Here is a 14,258-nt window from a genome sequence, read left to right as displayed (position 1 = left end):
GGGTTAGAACTCCGTCAATTCAAAAGTGCCTGACTCTTTTTCATATTCGAGGTGTTTGTCAGACAAGAGCTCGATAAATTCAATATTGTAAGGGGTATTTTCTTCGATGAGCTTACGAGCCTGAATGCGGCCTTCCAACTCACTGTCAGCTTGAATATCCAAATAGAGGGCGCGTGTCTTTTCACGGCGCGGGCTGCGCTCTTTTGTTTCCTGATAAAAAACTTTGTAAATCATTACATTTCCTTTCATATTTTCATGATTAACCTGCAGAAAACAACAGCTGATTAGCTGTTTTCTTTTATTTAATTCTGAGTAGTAGATTAATCCTGATTCGTTACAATTATAATGATTATAACATAAAATAAGGGAATAGTAAAAGGTGTAAGTCAGAAAAGTATTGAAAGCTTTTTCTGGAATTTCTTGACTTATCTAGGTAGTTTTCTGTCCTGAGTCTATGCTTGTCGCTGCTTTTATAGTATAATAAGAGGCAAACAATCGAGTAAGGAAAAGAATGATGAACATTTTAGCGATGGATACGTCCAACAAAGCTCTGTCCTTGGCCCTTTTGCATGATAAGGAGCTCTTGGGACAGGTGACGCTCAATATCAAGAAAAATCATAGCATTACCCTTATGCCAGCTATCGATTTTCTGATGAATAGTCTGGACATGAAACCGACAGATTTGGATCGTATCGCGGTGGCGCAGGGTCCAGGCAGCTACACAGGTCTGAGAATTGCGGTGGCGACAGCCAAGACTCTGGCTCATACTCTCAAGATTGAGCTGGTCGGTGTGTCTAGTCTGCAGGCTTTAGTACCAGAGCAGGTGGAAGGCCTGGTCATTCCTGTCATGGATGCCCGCCGCAATAATGTCTATGCTGGCTTTTATCAGTCTGGTCAGACTGTGCAGCCGGAAGCTCATCTGCCTTTGGCAGAGGTTTTGGAAATAGCTGACGCTGCTAACCAGCCGGTCACCTTTGTCGGAGAAACGACAGCTTTTGTGGAGCAGATTGAAGCGGCTCTTCCTCAGGCTGCCATTCAGCCGACCTTACCAGACGCAGCAGCTGTTGGTCGTCTCGGTTTAGACCTGCCAGCCCAGTCCATTCATGATTTTATTCCTAACTATCTCAAGCGGGTAGAGGCCGAGGAAAATTGGCTCAAGACCCATCATGAATCCAGTGATTCTTACATTCAGCGCCTATGATTGAGATGAGAAAATGGAGCGCTGACTCGGATGTGGACGCGGTACCTCTCGCAGAAGAGCTGGAACAGCTCTTACTTGCAGTCTATGAGGTCAGTCCTTGGACCGCAGGCCAAGTGGAAGAGGTTCTGCGCTCGGATGTGAACAGTTGTATGCTAGCAGAAGATGGGGAACAGCTTGTCGGCTTTTTAGTCTGGCAGGAGACAGACTTTGAAGCAGAAGTTCTGCAGATTGCTGTATTGCCTAGCTATCAGGGACAGAAAATCGCGACAGCCTTGTTTGGCTTTTTACCAGCAGATAAAGAAATTTTCCTCGAAGTGAGGGAGTCCAACAAGCCAGCTCTGCTATTTTACAAAAAAGAAAACTTTGAAGAAATCGCGCGGCGGAAGGCCTACTACCATGCGCCGGTGGAAGATGCGATTGTCATGAAAAGAGAGATCCATGAAAGATAGATATATTTTAGCTTTTGAGACATCTTGCGACGAGACCAGTGTGGCGGTTCTGAAGAATGAGACGGAGCTTTTGAGCAATGTCATTGCCAGCCAGATTGAGAGTCACAAGCGTTTTGGCGGAGTGGTACCGGAAGTGGCCAGCCGTCACCATGTGGAGGTCATTACGGTTTGCATTGAGGAGGCCTTGGCAGAAGCAGGGATTAGCGAGGAGCAGGTCACAGCGGTGGCCGTCACCTACGGTCCTGGTCTGGTTGGGGCGCTTCTGGTCGGCTTGGCAGCGGCCAAGTCCTTTGCTTGGGCTCATGATATTCCCTTGATTCCGGTCAATCACATGGCTGGACACCTGATGGCAGCCCAGAGTGTGGAGCCCTTGGAATTTCCCTTGCTGGCTCTCTTGGTCAGTGGCGGCCATACCGAGCTGGTCTATGTTAGTCAGGCTGGTGACTATAAGATTGTGGGGGAAACTCGCGATGATGCGGTCGGTGAAGCCTATGATAAGGTCGGTCGAGTCATGGGGCTGACCTATCCAGCAGGCCGGGAGATTGATCTGCTGGCTCATGAGGGACAGGATATTTATGATTTTCCGCGGGCCATGATTAAGGAAGACAATCTGGAATTTTCTTTTTCCGGTCTCAAGTCGGCCTTTATCAACCTGCACCACAATGCCCAGCAAAAAGGAGAGGTCTTATCTAATCAAGACTTGTCAGCAAGCTTTCAGGCGGCGGTCATGGATATTCTCATGGCCAAGACTAAGAAAGCGCTGGAAAAATATCCAGTCAAGACTCTGGTCGTGGCGGGCGGTGTTGCGGCCAATCAAGGCCTGAGAGAACGCTTGGCAGCTGAGATTCAGGATGTTAAGGTAATCATTCCGCCTCTGCGCCTTTGCGGTGACAATGCTGGTATGATTGCCTATGCCAGTGTCAGTGAGTGGAATAAGGAAAATTTTGCCAGTCTGGATCTGAATGCTAAGCCGAGTCTGGCTTTTGAAACGATGGAGTAAAGGAGAAGAATGCGCGGACAGACATTTAAACAGGGGGCACAAGCGGCAGTGCCAACGGCTCTGGGCTATATTGGAATTGGTCTAGCTTGCGGCATCATGGCGGCGCCTTATATGAATCCCTTGGAGATGGGGCTGATGAGTATTCTAGTTTATGCTGGCAGTGCCCAGTTTGCCATGATTGGTTTATTTGCCCAGCAGGCGCCGGTTTTGGCCATCGCACTGACTGTTTTTCTCATCAATATCCGGCATCTTCTGCTCTGTCTGCATGCATCGACCCTTTTTCGTAAGGCTAGCTTGATGCAGAATATTGTCATTGGCTCTTTTTTGACGGACGAATCTTATGGGGTCTTGATGGGAGAGCAGGTGCATACAGAAGAGATTGCGGCTAGCTGGATGATGGGTAACAATTTCATGAGTTATACTTCTTGGGTTTTGGGTACTATTTTAGGAACTGCCCTCGGCGCCCTTCTGCCCAATCCTGAGAGCTTTGGCCTAGACTTTGCCCTAGTCGCCATGTTTATTGGTATTTTCTCTTCTCAGTTTACAATCATGCTGCGTCGGGTCAAGATAAAGAAGCTCTTTTTCGTCTTGGGTGTGGTGGGCATTGCCTACTTGCTCCTAACCATGCTGCTTCAAAATTCGTTAGCGGTGCTTTTTGCAACCTTGCTAGGCTGTACGGTGGGGGTGATTTTGGATGATAAGTAAGTATATTTTGCTGGCCATTCTTTTGTCAGCCCTAGTCACTTGGATTCCGCGGGTTTTGCCCTTTATCCTAGTCAAGTACAAGGGGCTTCCGCCCATGGTAGAGCGTTTTCTCAAATATCTGCCAGTTTCCATTATCTTTGCCCTAATCCTGTCCAGTGTCACCAATGCTAAAACAGGCCAGTTGCCGAGTTTTAAATGGCTGGATTTAATGGCCATTTTTCCGACTAGCTATGTGGCTTTTAAGTATAAAAACTTAATTGCAACTGTTATATTTGGCGTGGTCTTGGTGGCCCTGCTACGCTATCTGGCTGGATTTCTTGGGCTGTAAAGAAGATACAAGACAGATTGAATCGGTCGATTCGGTCTGTTTTTTTGCTAAATTCTAAGAATTATCTGAAAATATAATATTTTATGCTATAATGGAAGCAATCAAAATCATGGAGGTTCGGAAATGGCAGAAGCAGGTCATAAATTTTTAGCAAAATTAGGAAAGAAACGCCTTCGTCCCGGTGGTAAGCTGGCAACTGACTGGCTGATTGAGCAGGGGCAGTTTTCCAGCGATAAGAAAGTTCTAGAAGTTGCCTGCAATATGGGAACTACAACGATTGAATTAGCAAAAAAATATGGTTGCCAGATTACTGCAGTTGATTTGGATAAGGCTGCGCTGGCTCAGGCTAAGCTTAATGGAGACAAAGATGGTGTTAGTGAACTCGTCACATTTGAGCAGGCTAATGCCATGAAGCTGCCTTATGATGACAATTCTTTTGATATTGTTATCAATGAAGCTATGTTGACCATGCAGACGGATAAGGGGAAAGCTAAATGTATGGATGAGTACTATCGGGTGCTGAAGCCAGGTGGAGTGCTCCTCACCCACGACGTCATGCTCAAGCAAAAAGATGAGAATGTCCGAGAAGAGCTATCTCGTGCGATTAATGTCAATGTGGGGCCTCTAACCGAGGGATCTTGGATTCAGCTGGCACGTTCTCATGCTTTTGACCGTGTGGACACCTTTGTCGGTGAAATGACCTTGATGAGTCTTCGAGGTATGATTTATGATGAAGGACTTGGAGGAACTCTGAAAATCTGCTTTAATGCCCTTAAAAAAGAGAACTACGGCCAGTTTATGAAGATGTTTAAGATGTTCCAAAAGAATCAAGAAAAACTGGGCTTTATTGCCATGATTTCTCGTAAGTAATTGCTAGCCACTTTGGAAGAACTACGGCGGTTAAAAAAATTTTTAAAAAAGCTTGACCCTGACCTTAGGTCAGGGTTTATACTATAGTGGTAAGGAGGTCTATCATGTACCATATCAAAGAAGCGGCGCAGCTCTCAGGTGTCTCTGTGAAAACCCTGCATCATTATGATAAAATCGGACTGTTAGTCCCCGCCAAATCAGAAAATGGCTATCGGACATATAGCCAAGCTGATTTAGAGCGGCTGCAGGTCATCCTCTACTATAAGTATCTGGGCTTTTCTTTGGAGAAAATAGCAGAGCTGCTGAGTCAGGATGAACAGGCTTTATTGCCGCATCTGGTTAGGCAGTTAGAGTATTTGCAGCAGGAAAGAGACCGCTTGGATACCTTGATTTCCACCTTACAAAAAACTATCCAAGAAGAAAAAGGAGAAAGAAAGATGACAATGAAAGAAAAATTCGCAGGCTTTACCTACGAAGATAATCACAAATATCATCAAGAAGCCGTCGAAGAATACGGTCAAGAAGTCATGTCGGAAGCATTGACTCGTCAAAATGGACGGGAAGAAGAATCTGCCGCAGCCTTCAATCAAGTTTTTCAAAGTCTGGCAGAGAATATGCAACAAGGCTTGCCAGTTGAAGCAGCAGAAAATCAAGAGCAGGCAGCGCGTCTCTTGCAAGCCATTCGTACTTACGGTTTTGACTGCTCACTGCAAGTCTTTGCCCACATCGGTCAGGGCTATGTCCACAATCCAGAATTCAAGAAGAATATCGATCAATTTGGATCAGGAACTGCCCAGTACACAGCAGATGTGATTGCTGCTTATGTGCAGACAAATGTGAAATAAATAGGCTAGGAATTTCCTAGCCTATTTTATTCTACTTCAAGTCATAAAGCCAGTCGTCATCGTCTTTATAGTAAAAGAATTCACTTAAATCGTCTTCTAAAAAAACACGCAGTATATCAGACATGTCACTGGTTGGCAGCTTTAAATGGGACAGATTTTTAAACTCTTCCCACCAGACCTTTCCTTCATTTGAGGATTACAGTACACCAGAATAGTGCCTTGTCTTATAGAGCAGGACGACATAACGAAAATCTTTATCATCATACCAATCCTTTATGCCGCAAAGTTGAGGCTTGGATATGGTTAATCCAGTTTCTTCTTTGACTTCTCTGATAACTGCATCGGTAAAAGATTCTCCACGCTCTACATGCCCGCCAGGAAAAGTGATGCCGGGCCAGTCAGACTTGACTCGTTCTTGGACGAGAACTTTTTCTCCGTCATAAATCATGCACATATTGACGAATTCTACATTTTCCAGTCGATTCATTTGTTTCTTCCTTTTGTTTGAGATGAATGGTGGAATCTAAACAATCACTCATACTGCAAGCTCCCTGCCACCCAGCCAGTGCAGAGGGCAGATGTGATGTTGAAACCACCCGTGTGGGCATTGATGTCTAGGACCTCTCCAGCAAAGTGGAGACCGGGAACCAGTTTGCTTTCCAGAGTTTTGGGATTAATTTCTTTGAGGTTGACGCCGCCTTTGGTTACAAAGGACTTGGCCAGGGACATTTTGCCAGTGACAGGGATTGCTAGTTCCTTGATTTGCTTGATGAGAGTCTCTTTTTCACTGAGATTGACTTGTTTGACTTTCTCGGGAAAGGGTTGGGCAAAAAAGTCTGCCATTCGCTCGGGCAGGAGGATTTTCAGGCAGTTCTTCAGGGATTTTTCCCGATGTTCTTCTAAAAAATCCGCCAGAGCCTGCTGACTCATCTGTGGCAAAAGGTCCAGATAGATGGTTTCACCGCCCTTGACAAAGCTAGACAAGCGCAGAGCTGCCGGACCTGATAGGCCAAAGTGGGTAAAGAGCAAGTCGTGGGTGATGACATGCTTGCCATAGCTGAGGGTCACATCGTCCAGCGAAATCCCCTGAAGCGCTTTGTGAGGAAAGTCAGTCAGAAGAGGACTTTCAGCAGCTTCCAGGTCAGTCACCGTGTGCTTGAAGTGTCGGGCAATATCGTGACCAAAGCCTGTCGAGCCTGTTGAAGAGTAGGACTTGCCGCCAGTCGTCACAATCAATTTCAGGCAGGTCCAAGTCTGATCGCTGGATCTGACAGTAAAAAGCTCGTCGGATTTTTTAACGGAGACGATTTCAGTATTGGTGATGACAGTGCCACCCAGCTCTGCAATTTTCTTTTCCAAAGCTTCGATGATGGTGCGGGACTTGTCTGTCGCAGGGAAAACACGGCCGTGGTCCTCAACCTTGAGTTTGACACCGTTCTCTGTAAAGAAGTTGATGATATCATGGTTGTCAAACTGGGAAAAGACGCTGTAAAGAAAGCGCCCGTTGCCTGGAATACCGGCCATGAGGTCATCTAGGTTTCCGTTGTTGGTCACATTGCAGCGTCCGCCACCTGTACCAGCTAGTTTCTTGCCCAGTCGTTTATTTTTCTCGAGGAGCAGGGTCTTCTGTCCGTAGAAAGAACTGGAAATAGCAGCCATCATGCCGGCTGGTCCTCCGCCGATGATGATTGTGTCGAAATGGTTCATGTATCTTTTTCCTTTCGTGGAGAGGGGGTGTTCGTTATCAGTCGGAGATCTTGCACTTCCTATCTGAGTATCCTTTTTGCAGCCTTACCGCTCCTCTTGGAAGAATGAAACTAGAAATCTCGAGGTTTCTACATTCAATCTTTTTTATTTTTCTTACTAAACTAATTTGTCTCATTGTATCATAAAAAAGGGCTAAAAAGATAGGAGTCAGGCTCAAAAAATATTGTGAAATTTGACAGTTAAGGCTTGATATGATAAGATTTAGGTATCTACAAACTAGAAAAAGTTTTTGAGGAAATTATGGCAATTGAAAAGACAGTCAGCGAGTTAGCCGAGATTCTTGGAGTTAGCCGCCAGGCGATTAACAATCGTGTCAAGGCACTGCCGCCAGAAGATACGGAAAAGAATGAAAAAGGAGTCACGGTGGTGACCCGCAGCGGCTTGATTAAGCTGGAAGAGATTTATAAGAAAACTATTTTTGAAGATGAACCTGTTAGCGAAGATGTGAAGCAACGCGAGCTGATGGAAATCTTGGTGGACGAAAAAAATGCTGAGATTGTCCGTCTCTATGAGCAGCTTAAGGCCAAGGACAGCCAGCTGGCTAAGAAAGATGAGCAGCTGCGCATCAAGGATGTCCAGATTGCTGAAAAGGACAAGCAGTTGGACCAGCAGCAGCAGCTAACAGCTAAGGCTATGAATGAACGTGAAACCTTGCTGTTGGAGTTGGATGAAGCCAAGGAAAAGGTGCAGGAGCAGGAAAGCAAGGGCTTCTGGGCACGTTTATTTGGAAAATAAAAATAAGGTTGGGACATCTGTCTCAACCTTGTTTTAAATAAGAATCGCTTTTTAGCAAGTTTTGTATCGTTCACAAATAAAGGAGGAAAATGAAATCACAAAGACTGGGACTTTTACGTCTCTATCGCAATCTTGATAAAATTCTGTTGCTCTTTTTCACAGTCTTTATACTTATGGAGCTGGCTTGGGTGCCTTTCAACTCCTTTGCAGCAGAGACTCTGCTCAAGCAGACAGGCTATCTCTTCTTATCTTATACGAATGCCCTTAAAGTCCTGACTTCGAATGTCTGGGTTGGCTTGGCCTTTCTAGCGCTTTTTGCGGCCAACCTCTTTGTCGCTTATTTTCAGATTGGACTGATATTTATGGGGCTCCGAAATCTTCTGGACGAGGAAGAACGAAGCGCCTTTCAGTTTATTAAGAAAAGTCTCAAAGACAGCGGCTCGCTGATTCGCTACGCCCGGCCCAGCAAGGTCCTCTTTATTGCACTGTATATGGGCTTTATCTTTCCCTTTCTGCGGCAAATTCTCAAAATCTACTATTTGAATAAAATTCTGATTCCAGAATTTATCGTGACCTATCTCAAGACGGCCTTATGGATGAAATTATCAATCTATGCTTTAGGTTTTCTGCTTTTTTTGATAGCTGTCCGACTGATGTTTGCCCTGCCCAAGCTCTTTTTTGAGCATTTCCGCCTACGAGACGCGATTCGGTATAGTTTGGAGAAGACCAAGGGGCGCTTGATTCGCTATACTTGGCAGCTCTTTTGGATATTGGCCAAGAGCTTTCTCTTCTTTCTTTTAAGCAGCATTCCGATTTTGATGTTGCAGCAGTATGCGGATGGCCAGTCCAATCAGATAGCCTTGACAGCAGCGGTTCTCAATTACTGCCTCATCAAGCTGGCTTATTACTTCATGGTAGCCTACTTTCTGATTAAGTTTGTGGCTTTTCTGACAGACAGTAAGCTGTCTGAATACCGCTACAGGAAAGGCCTGCCTCTCATGCGCTGGTTTATCCTTTTGGTCACTAGCTCTGTCTTTGCCCTTGAAGGCTTTGTCTATCTCAATCTGCCCTTGGAAAACGTCCCTCTGACCATCTCGCATCGTGGAGTTTCGCAGGGAAATGGTGTTCAGAATACGGTTGAGTCGCTAGAGAAAACCGCCCTGCTCAAGCCAGACTATATCGAAATGGATGTTCAGGAGACTAAGGATGGCCAGTTTGTCATGATGCACGATGCCAATCTAAAAGCCTTGGCTGGCGTTGATGCCAGACCGCAAGAGCTGACTCTGCAAGAGCTGACGGCTTTAGATATTTCAGAAAATGGACACACTGCCAAAATTTCCAGCTTTGATGCTTATCTCAAACGAGCCAATCAAATGGGCCAGAGACTCTTGATAGAAATCAAGACCAGCAGCTTGGACTCAGACGATATGATGGACCGTTTTCTGAGTCAATACGGAGCCAATATCAAGGTTTATGGCCACCAGATTCAGTCTTTGGACTATCAGGTTATTGACAAGACAGTCCAGTATGATAAGAGCATACCGACTTTCTTTATCCTGCCCTACAATACTATTTTCCCACGGACACTGGCTTCCGGCTATACGATGGAGTATTCGACTCTCGATGAAAACTTTGTCGATAAGCTATGGACGACGGATAAGAAGCTTTATGACTGGACCATCAATGATGCAGACAGCATCGGCAAATCCTTCCGCTTGGGTGTTGATGGCATGATAACTGATGATTTAGAGCTGGTTCAGAGCTCCATCAAGGAGCTGCAAAACAAACCCGACTATGCCCTGCTTTTGATGAGCAAGGCAGCGGATTTGCTTAATTTTGTGTAGTGGACTGGTGAGGGAACGACTATAAATCAAAAAAGACTGAAGAATCTCAGCCTTTTTTGCTGGTTCGAGTATTGCTTGACTTATGTTTAGTCAAGTTGGAAGGTTATTTATCTTGCTTAAAATGGCAATTTGCCTGCGAAAGCACCCATTTTCTTCTGAGTGGCCTCATCAATCTGAGCCAGCGCGTGATTCAGGGCCTGCGCAGTCATCTCTGACAGAGTTTCCAAATCTTCAGGATCCACAACTGCTGGATTGAAGTCAATGCTGACTACCTTTTTATCGCCAGTCAGTTTAGCAACGACTAAGTCTTGAGCTGATTTGCCGGTAAATTCTGTTGCAGCCAGTTCTGCCTGTCCTTTTTCCATTTGTTTTTGAAGCTTTTGTGCTTGCTTCATCATGCTTTGCATGTTCATCATAAGATTTTCTTTCCTTTCTCTCGCAAGGGTTAAGCCCTTGGTAATCTTCACTCTTCAAATTATATCATTTTTTGGAAAAGTGGCAAGAAGAAGATTTCTAAGAGGTTTGACAAAAATTTAGCCTTTATAGTAGAATGGTCATGAATCTATATACCAAGGAGAAGACAACTTGAAAAACAAGAAGATAAAAGCTTTGCTGTTGGTAGTGCTCTCATCCCTTTTTATCCTAATTGGCTGTAGCGGCAGTCCCAAAATTCAGGGAAAATGGAATGTACAGGATGCTAGCGGTGAACAAAAGACCATTGAAATAAAAGACAAGACCATTATTGTCAACGAAGAAGAGTATGAGTATACTCAAAATGCAGTTGGTTTTAAGAATGGAGTGAGTTATTACGGCCTGACTCGGAAAGATAATGGCGGAACATTTTCTATCGTCTTTCCTGAGAAAGATAAAAACATTGCTATTATGCTAATTCCTGACTCAGACGATGACTATCTCACAGGCAGTATGCTCTTTGCTATGAACCGCAAGGAAAAGCCAGATTATAAAAAATATGCAGAGGAATATCTCAATCTACAATAAAAGAAAAGCCCTTAGAAACTTCTGTTCTTAGGACTTTGTCTTCAATCTGAAGCGCTGAATTTCAGCGTCTTTTTCTTTTATTAATGTGATGTCATGGTTGGCAAATCCAAACTAGATTGCTCCAAATCTACCGTCAGCTGATAGTCAGTCTTATCACGGACGGTATGCTCAAAGTCTGCAGTGTAGAGGACAAGGCGCAGTTGGTCGCCTTTTTTCATCTTATAGATAGTTGGTTGCAGTTCAAAGGAAAATTCCAGCCATTGGTCAGGAGTGACTTCTTCGACAGTCAGTAGGTTGGTCCGGTTTTGCAGGTTGATGAAGCCTTTAGTGATGACGCGATGAGGCGTTTCAGTATGGGGGAGTTCAACTAGATTGTCCAGCATATAGTAGCGGCCGTTGTCCATGACTCTAGGTTCAATAGGCGTAGGAATTGCTGTGAGGCGCTTAGCTGGTCCGAAGTCCAACAATTGGGCAGAAATCAATCCCTTATCGGTGCTGGATTTGAGGCGAAGATTGAGCTGGGTGACTCCGTTGAGAAAGAGGTTCTTTTCCAAGGTCCAGTCCAGAGTAATCTGGTTGACCTTACCTTCAAAAAGCTCAGTCTTGAAGCTTTGGTAATTTTTGGCAAAACGATTATAGTCTTCTTCTGGATATTGATTTTGGATAGATTGGCAGTCTTGGCCTAGTTGGAGATGAAGTTTCTGCTCTTGTCCACCGAAGTCTTCCAAGGTCAGCCAACTTTGAGCTTGGCTGTTGTCCTGCCAGATGACTGCTGGCAGTTCGAAGTCTGATTCACATCCCAGCAGTTTCTTGCTCAGCAGAGCATTGATAGACTCACGGAAGTCGATGGACTGCCAGTTGTTCATGTAAACATGGGCACCGTTATGGAAGAAAAGATGCTTTTTGATGTGGGGCGGTAAGGCCCGAAACATATTATAGACATGGAGAGGCTTGACATTCCAGTCTTGAGAGCCGTGGGTGAAGACGACTTCGGCCTTGACCTTATCTGCATGGAGCAGGTAGTTGCGGTCATGCCAAAATTGATTGTAATCTCCGGTTCGCCGATCTAGGTCTTTGCGCTGCTGCTCTAGGCTTTGCTGATAGGCGTCGTTGTTGCGCAGGTAGTCACCAGCCCTCAGGTTGCGGGAGTAGGTCAGTTCGGTCAGGGATTCAAAATCCTCTCCTGGATAGCCGCCAGGACTTGTGACAAGGCCGTTTTCGCGGTAGTAGTTGTACCAAGAAGAAATCCCAGCTTCAGCGATAATGACTTCCAACCCATCTACACCGGTTGTTGCCAGTCCGTTGGACATGGTGCCCAGATAGGAGATACCGGTCGTAGCCACTTTTCCGTTGGACCAAATGGCCTTGATTTCCCGTTGGCGAGTGTGGTCGGTGAAGGCTCGACATCGGCCATTGAGCCAATCAATAACGTTCTTATAAGCCTCGATCTGCTGATAGTCGCCGCTGGTCATCAGTCCTTCAGAGTCTTTAGTTCCCACGCCAGACACATAGAGATTGGCAAAGCCGCGGGGCAGCAAGTAGTCATTGAGCGTGTAGGTGCCGATATGGCCTAATTTTTCCTCGGCTTCAGAGACTTCTTGGGCCGGAGCTGGCAAATCCAGTTGGAGCAATTTAAGCTCAGGATCTTGTACTGTGATTTGATGAGGATCTTTTTTTACTAAGTCCACATTCATATCATGAAGCGCCTTGTCACTGGCGGGATCATTGGTTCCTTGATGATAAGGAGAAGCGGTCATAACCGCAGGGACTTGTCCTTGATAGCGGGGCCGGATAATGCTGACCTTGATGAGATCTGGCCGACCGTCTCGATCAGTATCGACGCGTGATTCCACATAAACCACTTCTCGGATGGCATCATGGCTGGAAAAGGTTGCCAGGCTTTTGCTGTTGAAGTAGTGGTGGGTATTGTCCTCAGGAATCAAACCCTCGCTGACTAGCTTATCAACTAAGAGGTTGCCATTTTTTGTCCGAGTGTTGAGCAGCTGGTAGAGGTTTTCCAACAAGTCTCCAAATGTAATGGGAAAGCCTGTTTCTTTGCGAAAGGCCTCAACATCCGTAAAATCAATAAAGGGCGAGAACTCAAGTAGCTGAAAGGCCACAGTGTAAAAGACAGACGCCGTCAGTTCTCTGTTAGACTGGAAAAAGCTCAGCAGGTCTGTTTGGCTGTCAGCAGCCCAGGATTTTAAGAGATAATCTGTATTTTTATAAGTGAAAAAGCTGGTGCGGAGAAAATCTTCAAGATTTTCCTTATCAGAGCGATTGCTGTCATAAAAAAAGCCTAATTCAGCTAATTCTATCAACATATTTTCCCGTTTCGTTTTTGCATAACTATACTGATTAAAACGCATATTCTTCCCTCTTTTTCTTATTTTTATAAAAAATGACCTTTACATTATCCATTATACTTGATAAAATAGACTTTGTCTAAAAAATATTTAAGGAGTATCACTAAATGGATTTCGAATGGGTCGTTAAATACGCCACAGAATTTTTAGGAACAGCTATCCTCATTGTCTTGGGGAACGGAGCTGTTGCCAACGTTGAATTAAAAGGAACTAAGGGACACCAGAGCGGTTGGTTAGTCATCGCTGTCGGTTACGGTATGGGGGTCATGATTCCAGCTTTGATGTTTGGTAATGTGTCTGGTAACCATATCAACCCTGCCTTTACTTTGGGACTTGCTGTCAGCGGGTATTTCCCTTGGGCACAGGTTGCGCCATACATTGCAGCACAGATTTTGGGAGCTATCTTCGGACAGGCCTTGGTCGTTGCGACCCACCGTCCTTACTATCTGAAAACAGAAAATCCTAACAATATCTTAGGTACTTTCTCTACTATCTCTAGCCTAGACCATGGCACACCTGAATCACGTAAAGCTGCCTTGTTCAATGGTTTTATTAATGAATTTGTTGGTTCTTTTGTTCTTTTCTTTGCTGCTCTAGGCTTGACTAAGAACTTCTTTGGGGCAGAAGCGTTACAATATTTGAAACCATTTATTGAGCAATCTGGTCAGCAGTTGACTGATGCAGCAGTGAAAGCGCAAGTGGCTCCGCATACTGCAGCTGGTCTTTCAGTCGCTCACTTGGCACTTGGTTTCTTGGTAATGGCTTTGGTAACCTCTCTGGGAGGCCCTACTGGACCTGGGCTGAACCCAGCTCGTGACCTAGGACCTCGTATCCTCCACTTCATCCTGCCAGAATCTGTTTTGGGCAAACACAAGGGTGATTCAAAATGGTGGTATTCTTGGGTTCCAGTTGTGGCACCGATTCTTGCAGGTATCACAGCAGTCCTCTTGTTTAAAACAATCTACGGATAAGCACATAAGATCAGAGTTGGGGGATTTCCCCAACTCTTTTTTCGAACGATAGAGAAGGTAAAGAGGAAGAAGCAAGTTTGGCAATTTTATATTTATTTCACTATCTCTAAGGGTCATTGCTCAGACCGTTTACCAATAAATCCAAGTCCTTCTTGTTTTAAAAATTGTTTATTTGCGC

At 45.0% G+C, this 14,258-nt stretch carries 15 protein-coding genes and 1 pseudogene; 11 read left to right on the top strand and 5 right to left on the bottom strand.

The window, feature by feature from the left end; genetic code table 11:
* Positions 1-3 precede the first annotated feature (3 nt).
* Entirely contained in the window at positions 4-234 is a 231-nt protein-coding gene (locus J1C77_RS10360) for a DNA-dependent RNA polymerase subunit epsilon (protein ID WP_002896634.1), read from the bottom strand.
* A 280-nt stretch (positions 235-514) separates the two neighbouring features.
* On the opposite strand from J1C77_RS10360, the gene tsaB reads away from it, so the two are divergent.
* The 7 genes from tsaB (at position 515) to J1C77_RS10325 (ending at position 5,398) form a co-directional block, all read left to right on the top strand.
* Positions 515-1,201, top strand: a complete 687-nt coding sequence (tsaB, locus tag J1C77_RS10355) for a tRNA (adenosine(37)-N6)-threonylcarbamoyltransferase complex dimerization subunit type 1 TsaB (RefSeq protein WP_042763143.1) — start codon at positions 515-517, stop codon at positions 1,199-1,201.
* On the top strand, positions 1,198-1,650 hold the full coding sequence (gene rimI, locus J1C77_RS10350) for a ribosomal protein S18-alanine N-acetyltransferase (RefSeq protein WP_002923126.1): 453 nt from the start codon (positions 1,198-1,200) through the stop codon (positions 1,648-1,650). Before tsaB ends, rimI begins: the two co-directional genes overlap by 4 nt.
* The gene (tsaD, locus tag J1C77_RS10345; protein ID WP_002896630.1) at positions 1,640-2,650 is read left to right on the top strand and encodes a tRNA (adenosine(37)-N6)-threonylcarbamoyltransferase complex transferase subunit TsaD; all 1,011 of its coding nucleotides are present in this window, start codon (positions 1,640-1,642) and stop codon (positions 2,648-2,650) included. The genes rimI and tsaD overlap by 11 nt, the downstream gene beginning before the upstream one ends.
* Before the next feature lie 9 nt (positions 2,651-2,659).
* Entirely contained in the window at positions 2,660-3,355 is a 696-nt protein-coding gene (locus J1C77_RS10340; protein WP_002923127.1) for an AzlC family ABC transporter permease, read from the top strand.
* Entirely contained in the window at positions 3,345-3,683 is a 339-nt protein-coding gene (locus tag J1C77_RS10335) for an AzlD domain-containing protein (RefSeq protein WP_002923128.1), read from the top strand. Before J1C77_RS10340 ends, J1C77_RS10335 begins: the two co-directional genes overlap by 11 nt.
* A gap of 123 nt (positions 3,684-3,806) precedes the next feature.
* Positions 3,807-4,553 (top strand): class I SAM-dependent methyltransferase, encoded by a 747-nt coding sequence (locus J1C77_RS10330; RefSeq protein WP_049547847.1) that lies wholly within the window; start codon positions 3,807-3,809, stop codon positions 4,551-4,553.
* Between the two features lie 104 nt (positions 4,554-4,657).
* Positions 4,658-5,398, top strand: coding sequence for a MerR family transcriptional regulator (locus tag J1C77_RS10325; protein WP_002919743.1), 741 nt, complete (start codon positions 4,658-4,660; stop codon positions 5,396-5,398).
* Positions 5,399-5,429: 31 nt separating this feature from the next.
* Here J1C77_RS10325 and J1C77_RS10320 read toward each other — a convergent pair.
* Positions 5,430-5,885 (bottom strand): annotated as a pseudogene (locus J1C77_RS10320) (8-oxo-dGTP diphosphatase).
* 44 nt (positions 5,886-5,929) lie between these two features.
* On the bottom strand, positions 5,930-7,105 hold the full coding sequence (locus J1C77_RS10315) for an NAD(P)/FAD-dependent oxidoreductase (protein WP_002923132.1): 1,176 nt from the start codon (positions 7,103-7,105) through the stop codon (positions 5,930-5,932).
* A gap of 300 nt (positions 7,106-7,405) precedes the next feature.
* On the opposite strand from J1C77_RS10315, the gene J1C77_RS10310 reads away from it, so the two are divergent.
* Both J1C77_RS10310 and J1C77_RS10305 read left to right on the top strand, forming a co-directional pair.
* Positions 7,406-7,900, top strand: a complete 495-nt coding sequence (locus tag J1C77_RS10310; RefSeq protein WP_002896624.1) for a DUF536 domain-containing protein — start codon at positions 7,406-7,408, stop codon at positions 7,898-7,900.
* Between the two features lie 89 nt (positions 7,901-7,989).
* Positions 7,990-9,744: a glycerophosphoryl diester phosphodiesterase membrane domain-containing protein gene (locus J1C77_RS10305; RefSeq protein WP_002923133.1), complete on the top strand. Its 1,755-nt coding sequence runs from the start codon at positions 7,990-7,992 to the stop codon at positions 9,742-9,744.
* A gap of 116 nt (positions 9,745-9,860) precedes the next feature.
* Here J1C77_RS10305 and J1C77_RS10300 read toward each other — a convergent pair whose 3' ends face one another.
* A complete protein-coding gene (locus tag J1C77_RS10300; RefSeq protein ID WP_032906355.1) occupies positions 9,861-10,160 on the bottom strand; it encodes a YbaB/EbfC family nucleoid-associated protein in 300 nt (99 codons plus the stop codon).
* Positions 10,161-10,329: 169 nt separating this feature from the next.
* Between J1C77_RS10300 and J1C77_RS10295 the strand changes: the two genes are divergently transcribed.
* Positions 10,330-10,743 carry a hypothetical protein gene (locus J1C77_RS10295; protein ID WP_002896620.1) on the top strand — a complete coding sequence of 138 codons (414 nt, stop codon included), beginning with the start codon at positions 10,330-10,332 and terminating at the stop codon, positions 10,741-10,743.
* Between the two features lie 80 nt (positions 10,744-10,823).
* Here J1C77_RS10295 and J1C77_RS10290 read toward each other — a convergent pair whose 3' ends face one another.
* The gene (locus J1C77_RS10290; RefSeq protein ID WP_002923136.1) at positions 10,824-13,112 is read right to left on the bottom strand and encodes a Xaa-Pro dipeptidyl-peptidase; all 2,289 of its coding nucleotides are present in this window, start codon (positions 13,110-13,112) and stop codon (positions 10,824-10,826) included.
* A 104-nt stretch (positions 13,113-13,216) separates the two neighbouring features.
* Between J1C77_RS10290 and gla the strand changes: the two genes are divergently transcribed.
* A complete protein-coding gene (gene gla, locus J1C77_RS10285; RefSeq protein WP_002914417.1) occupies positions 13,217-14,080 on the top strand; it encodes an aquaglyceroporin Gla in 864 nt (287 codons plus the stop codon).
* Positions 14,081-14,258 lie beyond the last annotated feature (178 nt).

It is taken from the genome of Streptococcus sanguinis (assembly GCF_050223295.1).
GTDB lineage: Bacteria > Bacillota > Bacilli > Lactobacillales > Streptococcaceae > Streptococcus > Streptococcus sanguinis_X.
This window is presented reverse-complemented; position numbering and strand designations above follow the sequence as displayed.

Coding starts and splice junctions, on each gene's coding strand:
- J1C77_RS10360 (WP_002896634.1), bottom strand. CDS start 234: ATGATTTACAAAGTTTTTTATCAGGAAACAAAAGAGCGCAGCCCGCGC.
- tsaB (WP_042763143.1), top strand. CDS start 515: ATGAACATTTTAGCGATGGATACGTCCAACAAAGCTCTGTCCTTGGCC.
- rimI (WP_002923126.1), top strand. CDS start 1,198: ATGATTGAGATGAGAAAATGGAGCGCTGACTCGGATGTGGACGCGGTA.
- tsaD (WP_002896630.1), top strand. CDS start 1,640: ATGAAAGATAGATATATTTTAGCTTTTGAGACATCTTGCGACGAGACC.
- J1C77_RS10340 (WP_002923127.1), top strand. CDS start 2,660: ATGCGCGGACAGACATTTAAACAGGGGGCACAAGCGGCAGTGCCAACG.
- J1C77_RS10335 (WP_002923128.1), top strand. CDS start 3,345: ATGATAAGTAAGTATATTTTGCTGGCCATTCTTTTGTCAGCCCTAGTC.
- J1C77_RS10330 (WP_049547847.1), top strand. CDS start 3,807: ATGGCAGAAGCAGGTCATAAATTTTTAGCAAAATTAGGAAAGAAACGC.
- J1C77_RS10325 (WP_002919743.1), top strand. CDS start 4,658: ATGTACCATATCAAAGAAGCGGCGCAGCTCTCAGGTGTCTCTGTGAAA.
- J1C77_RS10315 (WP_002923132.1), bottom strand. CDS start 7,105: ATGAACCATTTCGACACAATCATCATCGGCGGAGGACCAGCCGGCATG.
- J1C77_RS10310 (WP_002896624.1), top strand. CDS start 7,406: ATGGCAATTGAAAAGACAGTCAGCGAGTTAGCCGAGATTCTTGGAGTT.
- J1C77_RS10305 (WP_002923133.1), top strand. CDS start 7,990: ATGAAATCACAAAGACTGGGACTTTTACGTCTCTATCGCAATCTTGAT.
- J1C77_RS10300 (WP_032906355.1), bottom strand. CDS start 10,160: ATGATGAACATGCAAAGCATGATGAAGCAAGCACAAAAGCTTCAAAAA.
- J1C77_RS10290 (WP_002923136.1), bottom strand. CDS start 13,112: ATGCGTTTTAATCAGTATAGTTATGCAAAAACGAAACGGGAAAATATG.
- gla (WP_002914417.1), top strand. CDS start 13,217: ATGGATTTCGAATGGGTCGTTAAATACGCCACAGAATTTTTAGGAACA.